This is a genomic window from Paenibacillus sedimenti, from assembly GCF_014534655.1.
Taxonomy (GTDB): Bacteria; Bacillota; Bacilli; order Paenibacillales; family NBRC-103111; genus Paenibacillus_E; species Paenibacillus_E sedimenti.
In genome coordinates, this window is the sequence record NZ_JACVVD010000035.1 from 1 (window position 1) to 7,567 (window position 7,567).

Here is a 7,567-nt window from a genome sequence, read left to right on the forward strand (position 1 = left end):
TATATTTCCGTGCTAAGTGGGACGGTTCTTTCCCATACACATTTTTAAGTATACCACCTCATGAATTAACCATTAATAATTAAATATTGACAAGCTATTAGCTGGAATAGCGGAACAAAGGGCTGCCACTCGGCAGCCCTTTCGGTATTAAACTATAGTTTTCCGTTAGTTCAATTCAAAGTAAGCGTCAAATATCCCCCACCTATAGTGAACAAATAGACTGTGAGACAATCTTCCTTAGAAAGATACGAGGAGGATTTTTTTATGGCTCAAACCAAAGTGAGAAAAGCTTGGGAAGCTCGAATCCGTGCTTACCATGCTAGTGGACAGAGCGCTTCAGTATGGTGCGCAGAGCATCAAGTAACTAAGCGGCAGCTTCATGTTTGGATAAATAAACTACAAGTCTCTACCACCAAAGATCCTTCAAAGTTCCCGTGGGTCAAGGTCCAAATGGACAAGGAGGCCGAAACGACGAAATCCATGTTGCTTGTCAGAGTTGGCTCCACCGCAATCGAAGTCCAACCTGGCTACAATCCAGCGCTGTTAACTGACGTCATTCGGACACTGCAAACCTTATGCTAAGTGAAACGACCAGATTTATTTGGCTTGCGGCATTGATAGGTCTGCATGTCGTTTGAATGTGTTTGATGAAAGAGCGTTTTGTTTTACATCGAATTCATATAAAATAGAGTAATGATAACGCGATCTAGGAGCCGTCAAATTGAAAAAAAGCATAAAAATAGCACAGATAAGTATAAAAATTATTGCACTGTTTGTTGTAATCGGATTGATTTTCCCCACATGGACACCTCAAATTAAAGGTGACAACAGCATAAGTTCATTAGAACAGATCGAAATCAATGGCACTAGGCATGAAGTAATGATTAGGGGGTTGGACTGGCGCAATCCGATAGTAATTTTTGTGCATGGCGGTCCAGGTTGTTCCGAAATTCCTTATGTACGGAAATATCAAGATTTGCTAGAGAAAAATTTTACAATCGTACACTATGATCAACGAGGAAGCGGAAGATCGTATCATTTTTTTGAGGACTACTCCAATTTATCAACAGACCTGCTCGTAGATGATTTGTTGGCATTGACTGATTATGTTGAAGAGGTATTTGGACAAACGAAAGTGTTGTTGATAGGTCATTCTTTTGGTACATACATTGGGATGAAAGCTGCGGCTAAAGCACCAGACAAATTTGTTGCTTATATTGGTATAGGGCAGGTTGCCGATCATCTGATAAGCGAATTGGACAGTTTGGATTATTCCATAGAACAAGCAAAACTAGCCGGCAATGTAAAAGATGCGGAACGATTAGAACATCTTCGAGGTCCGATAGAAAGAGGGGAAAAATTTACTCCCAGAGACATGGTTCGAAAATATGGCGGGGCAGCAAGAATAATTGACGATAACAGGGATTATTACACAGGGTTTCTCTTTCATCGGGAGTATAATTTGCTCGATGTCATTCGATATTTAAAAGGGGTTTCATTGTCGCAGGAAATCCTATTGGACGAAGAGTCGAAAAATAATATTACAGGCATCGTCGATAGATTGGAAATTCCCGTTTATTTTGTTATGGGACAATATGATTATATGACATCTGTAAATGCGGCAAGAGAATACTTTAATGTGCTGGAAGCGCCAAAAAAGGATTTTGTTATTTTCGAAAAATCCGCTCATTACCCACAGTTCGAGGAAAAAGAGTTATTTGCTAATTGGTTGAATAAAACCTGGAGTGAGCTTGGATTCTAAGAGATTATCCTTTGAAATTAAACTGTTCCCCGAAGGTCTTCTGCCCGTTAGTTCAATCATTAGGTATCCTTTCCAGCTATTTCTATATCCACCACATTCACTCCCAACCATCTGTCGGGAATGAGATAATGTTCTTGTCACCCAACACATACAAAAATCCGCTTTCGCGGATTTTTGTATTTTATAAATTATATTTTTAGCCTTGAAACATAACGATCAACATACTTACTTAGTTGTTTATTTACCTCGGTTGGGTTCGAATACAATTTCATTGAAACTCTTAACGGAAATAAAAACGAAGAAACTTCCGAAAGTTTTGGCGGCGTAGGTCTTGCCAATACTTTAATGCGAATGAAGCTGACTTATGGCAGGTTTTTTTTTTGAAATTACACCAAACCATCCGAAAGGATCAATAGTTCGTACGGTTTATCGGTTGCGCCTTTCTGCTATTAAGACCTGTAAAATCTAAATAGGCAAATAAGCACCATCTATCAAAAATAATGGGATATCTTCAAGCGGAGCATCACTCGCGATCCACATGCCGCCTTGATGTTTAATTCCCGAACTTACCTCTTTCCAAGACGAGCCTTTAGGCAAGTAAACTCTTCTTGCTCTTGCTCCTTCATAAAGCACGGGGGCAACGAGCAGATCGGGACCAAACATGAATTCATCTTCAATGTTCCAAGCTTCGCGATCCTGAGGAAAATCATAGAACAGAGGTCGCATCGGAGGAGTTCCTTTCTCATGAGCGGCTATCATCAGCTCGGTGATGTAGGGACGAAGCCGTTCGCGAATGAAGATGAACTTCTTGAAAATCTCAAAAGCTTCTGCGCCATAGCTCCACACTTCATTTGGGGCCCCGCTGTCCATCAAGCCGCCTCCGCTGACTCCTAAAGGAGGGGTATGCGGTTCTCTGTCGCCATGCATGCGCATAACGGGACAAAAAGTCGCATACTGAAACCAGCGGATGATGACCTCGCGAAAGAACGGATCGTTCGGATTTCCGCCGTGGAAGCCGCCGATATCCGTTGTCCACCATGGTATGCCAGCCAGGCCCATGTTAAGCCCGGCCCTGATCTGAATCCGCAGCGATCTGAAACTTGCATCGATATCGCCGGACCAGACCAGCGCGCCATATCGCTGACTTCCTGCCCAAGCGCATCGAAGAAGATTTATAATATTCTTCTGTCCGGCTTCGGTCATGCCCTCATAGAACCCTTTAGCGTACATGACAGGGTAAATATTGCCGATCTGCACATTCGGCCCTATGAAATATCTATAGTTGTCAAAGTCGTATACGGAATATTCCGGTTCGGCTAAATCCAGCCAAAAAATCCGGATCCCAATGTCATAGTAGTTCTGTTTGACTTTCTCCCAGACATAATCCCGCGCTCCTGGATTGGTTGTATCATAGAAGACGGTATCGGCAACAAATTCCATCGTTATCCGAATGCCTCTGTCCGTACGGACGAGAAACCCCTTCTGCAGCATTTCCGGGTAATTCTCGCTTTTCTTGTCAACCGTCGGCCAAATGGAAACCATCAGTTCGATCCCTATCTCTTTGAGTTCGCTGACCATGGCGGCCGGGTCCGGCCAATATACAGGATCGAACTTCCACTCTCCCATCTTGGTCCAATGGAAAAAATCTGCTACAATGACGGAAATTGGAATGCCTAAGCGCTTGTATTCCCGGGCAACCGCAAGCAGTTCTTTCTGTGTCTGATACCGCAGCTTGCTTTGCCATAACCCCATGGCGTAGGCTGGCATCATCGGAACCGTTCCGGTCACCCGCGCATATTCCTCCACGATCTGTGCAGGCGAATCTCCGGCGGTAATCCAGTAATCCATTTGCTTCGTGTAACCGACAACCCACTCCGTTATGTTTTTCCCGAAAGTCACTTGGCCGACCGCCGGATTGTTCCAGAGAAAGCCGTACCCCAAACTGGACAGAGCAAAGGGTACGCTGGCTTGTGAATTCCGCTGCGCAAGCTCCAGCGTACAGTTTTTCAAATCCAGAAACGGTTGTTGATACTGTCCCATACCGAATAGTTTCTCTTCCGGATCGGACTCGAAACGCACCGCCAGACTATAGTCGCCGCCGAGAATTGGCTTGAATTCGCGTCCCTCGATGTTAAGCGCGCTCTTATACTCCTGAATATCCGTCCGCATGCGGACATATTCCTGCAGCAGAATCTTGCCGTCCCTATTTAAAAAGGTGAGCTTTCCTTCAGATGATATTTCAGCACAAATACTCCCATTTTGAATGCAAGCTGTTTGTCCTACAACCGATATCTGAACATTGCCTGCTTCCTGTGACAACAGGGCCCAGTCTTCCTCCTGCATGGCATCCAGCTCTGTTGCGCGAACACGCAGACTATTAGCTCCCCAAGGCTCCACCCATAGCTGTTCCGCATCATAACGACGGATCAATCGTTTCCCTTCAATCCGAAACACGCTGTCCATTCCGGTTCTCCCCCATCGAAGCTGTGATGACCTCATAGTTATTTATGAAGACATCTTGTTCGTTATGAGTTTTATACGGAAATATTACGTCTGAAAAATAATAAAAGAATGTAGAGCTTTTCTTCTGAAGAAAAGCTCTACATTCTTTTTTGTATGTCTATCATGTTCTTGTCACAAGTCGGGAATGGGGGAAATCCCCACATGTAATTAGACGAAACTAGCCTAGTGTTGTTGCGCAATCCTGCCCGTTAGTTTAATCAGTACAGCCAGATTTCGAAGTTTTCGTTTATCCACCAATCCGCTTCAAGCCGTCTGTCGGGAATGAGATAAAGTTCTTGTCAAAATCGGGAATGGGATAAAGTTCTTGTCATTTGGTTTTGACAAGAACTTTATCCCATAAAACAAAAAAGCCGCGATTTACGCGACCTTTAATGAGATAATGTTCTTGTCACCCGACAATTTCTATGGTTTGTGTCACAAACATGTGGTTGTTTTACAAATGTCAGTGTTCAACTTAATCGGTTAAAACCGTTTTAAAAAACGAATGTTAATTCTTCGGGAAATTTTAGACCCATTCTTCTTTCGGCAATTTCAATTTCATGTTTGTGGGATGTATGGTCAATTTTGCTCTTTAGCTTAAAAGAGCAGTTATTGTGGTTATATATCAGCTGCACCATCTTCTCGATTTTCTATTGAAAAATCTTGACAAGTTATTAGCTGGTTTACTTCAACGAGGCTGCCGATTTATGCCGGCAGCCTCGTCCTGGTTTCCTATTGAACAAACGTTCCCAGTTAGCGTAATCGACTAGCTTTGAGGTAAAAAAAATGTTATTTTAATGCATTCTCATCGAACCAAATATCTTGTTCTTTATCTGAGATATAAAATCTATATCCAAAAGGTAAAGCGAAATATTTGATTATCTCTGGTCTCATAAATGCTAAATGGTGAAAATGAACCGTCATTAAAGATTCCACGTTATCGTCATAAAGGTCAGTTGTAAGCCACCAACCCGACATATGCTCTGGTGAAGGATATCTCACTGCTTCGACCGCTAGTCCTTCATACACACCTTTAGAAATAACAATCATTTGATTAAAAATCGGAAATATGGGCGTTGCCCCGTACTTCTGACATTCTTGTTTTTGTTCTTGAACTACTTTAATTGCATAGTCGGCACCCTCTACAAAACCTTCACCATTACTTTGAACTTCCCATATCTCATAATCAAGCTCAGAAAGTTCACAACATTTTACCAGCCAAGAATGGTATGCAATGGTCTGGTCAGGCGTAATTGATGGCTTAGCATCTATTACGTAATCAATTAGGTATCTGATTAGCTCTACATACTCATCTTGTAACCTTTTTTTAATATTTATCATGAATTCTTTTTCAATCATTTTAAACAACCCATTTGTCCGAATGTATCCATTTTCAAACATAACTTTTATTTCACGATATTCAATCATTCATATTCTCCTTATATCAAAGCAAATGATCTTTTTTCCCTTTTTTACAGTTGATTAGTAATTCTAGCTCCATATTCATTTTTCCTTTTCATTAAACTAATCTGCCCGATAGTTGAGTAAAGGCAGCCGTTCAATTAAACGGCTGCCTTCTCCAGTGCTTATTCAACTAAAGTTCTTACGTTAGCGCAATATTATTTTGGGTGCTTACTCACAGCTTTTTTAAGTCTTTGATAAGCCTCACTTGGAAATTCGTACCCCCATATTCTGTGGTACTCCTTCTCCCCAAGCTCCTTCAATTTAGTTATTTCATTATAAAATCTCTTAAGGAGCAAGGACATTTCGTCGGATGCGTGAAATACAATATTGCCCTTGGTTAAGTCGTCTGAGGAAAAATTATCATCAAACTCATATACTTCTACAAGGCAGTTGTCTCCATTTTTAATAATCAAAATTCTGTATTCTCCAGGCTCCGCCTGTACTCTTATAATAACTTCATTTGCACCTTCAGTAAGTGTGGAGATACGATTTGCTATATCATGAATAACATCGCTTAAAAAGGAACCTTCAATTGTAAATTCATGTTGGTTTTCCCATAGCCTAATATCAATCCATCCGCGATATTCAATGTTCATCAAGATATTCATGGCTTCCACAATCCCCGCAAAGTATTTATTATATTCCCTCATTTTACCACAGTATCAATCTGCCCTTTAGTTGAGCAAAGATTGCCGATCATGCTGACAGCCTCATCCTTGTTCAATATGTAACTAACGTTCCCAGTTAGTTTAATAAAGTTTACGTTATTGTGATGTACCACCGATAGTCTTCAGGAAGCCGTGGGTCGAAACTTACAATGCCATCCCATTCGTCATCGTCCTGATACGCAATTACTCTTTCACCCACACTTAACCCATTGTCACTAATTTCGCGCTCCGACATCGCTGGATTACATGGACCTAGCCAATTAAAGTTAGTGTCAACTTCGACTCTCTTCATACGTCACCTCGTTTTCATACATGCTTTTTTAACGTCCGTAGCTCTCTTCGGCTAATCTGACCGTTACATCAATAAGGCTGCCGATTCATACTAGCAGCCTCGTCCATGTTTCTTATTGAAGAAACGTTATCCGATAGCTTAATAAACGTAATTGGACCCAAGACCCCAATTGGCATAGGTATAAGTTTTTGGGTGCTGCACAAGATGCTTTGAACGTGCTATCCAGGATTTTAATTCTTCCGATTTAGCGGTCATATTCAACTTATCCAGTAATGCATTTAACTTTTGAATTTCTTCAATTTTCATTCCCCTAACGGTATCACCAGTGAAGACGTAAAGACTACTTAGAAAAAAAGAAGTGTGTTTACAATCACTATCGTCAACGAGCTTACATATCATCGGTATGTTTTCAAAACTATTTACAGCCAACTCCCAGTCTTGTTCTGGAATCTTTTCGTTACTGTATGCCCATTCTGTTATTTCCTGTGAAGAAGGATTCCACGCATGTTGTGAATCTCTAAATATGATAGCATCCATCCCCTTTCTGTAAATCATCAATTTGCTTATAATCTGCCATCAGGAAAAGGAGATTTCCTTTTTCTGTAATAAGGGTCACCGCACTGTATTCCCGTTAGCTGAGCAACGGCTGCTGATTATGCCGAGCAGTCATTTAAGATTTGTTTTCAGCAAACGTCTCCCGTTACTTCAACGGGAAAAGGCAGCCGATCATCTGGCCGGCTGCCGTCGTGTTATCATTGAACTATCGTCTCCCGTCCCTCAGTATTAAGCGTTTATCTCTCATATACTCAATCATTCGCAGGATTTCATCACTCTGAATATACAGGTCTTAAGGAAGAGTACTAGAGACAACCATCAGAT

General features: G+C 41.5%; 6 protein-coding genes. 2 read left to right on the plus strand and 4 right to left on the minus strand.

All coding sequences use genetic code 11. From position 1 onward, the window contains the following. The first annotated feature begins 264 nt into the window (after window positions 1-264). Both tnpA and ICC18_RS33175 read left to right on the plus strand, forming a co-directional pair. Window positions 265-582: an IS66 family insertion sequence element accessory protein TnpA gene (gene tnpA, locus ICC18_RS33170; protein ID WP_188178656.1), complete on the plus strand. Its 318-nt coding sequence runs from the start codon at window positions 265-267 to the stop codon at window positions 580-582. A gap of 139 nt (window positions 583-721) precedes the next feature. Continuing rightward, window positions 722-1,762: an alpha/beta fold hydrolase gene (locus ICC18_RS33175; RefSeq protein WP_188178657.1), complete on the plus strand. Its 1,041-nt coding sequence runs from the start codon at window positions 722-724 to the stop codon at window positions 1,760-1,762. 465 nt (window positions 1,763-2,227) lie between these two features. Here the strand turns inward: ICC18_RS33175 and ICC18_RS33180 are convergent, their stop codons facing one another. From ICC18_RS33180 to ICC18_RS33195, 4 genes are all read right to left on the minus strand, one after another. Then, the gene (locus ICC18_RS33180; RefSeq protein ID WP_188178658.1) at window positions 2,228-4,225 is read right to left on the minus strand and encodes a glycoside hydrolase family 31 protein; all 1,998 of its coding nucleotides are present in this window, start codon (window positions 4,223-4,225) and stop codon (window positions 2,228-2,230) included. Window positions 4,226-5,053: 828 nt separating this feature from the next. Next, entirely contained in the window at window positions 5,054-5,692 is a 639-nt protein-coding gene (locus tag ICC18_RS34245) for an immunity protein Imm33 domain-containing protein (protein ID WP_223193095.1), read from the minus strand. A 191-nt stretch (window positions 5,693-5,883) separates the two neighbouring features. After that, entirely contained in the window at window positions 5,884-6,327 is a 444-nt protein-coding gene (locus ICC18_RS33190; RefSeq protein ID WP_188178659.1) for a hypothetical protein, read from the minus strand. 499 nt (window positions 6,328-6,826) lie between these two features. After that, window positions 6,827-7,246 (minus strand): hypothetical protein, encoded by a 420-nt coding sequence (locus ICC18_RS33195; protein ID WP_223193096.1) that lies wholly within the window; start codon window positions 7,244-7,246, stop codon window positions 6,827-6,829. Window positions 7,247-7,567: the final 321 nt, after the last annotated feature.

Bases quoted from the DNA above. Each gene is read 5' to 3' on its own strand.
- tnpA (WP_188178656.1), top strand. From the start codon at position 265: ATGGCTCAAACCAAAGTGAGAAAAGCTTGGGAAGCTCGAATCCGTGCT.
- ICC18_RS34245 (WP_223193095.1), bottom strand. From the start codon at position 5,692: ATGATTGAATATCGTGAAATAAAAGTTATGTTTGAAAATGGATACATT.
- ICC18_RS33180 (WP_188178658.1), bottom strand. From the start codon at position 4,225: ATGGACAGCGTGTTTCGGATTGAAGGGAAACGATTGATCCGTCGTTAT.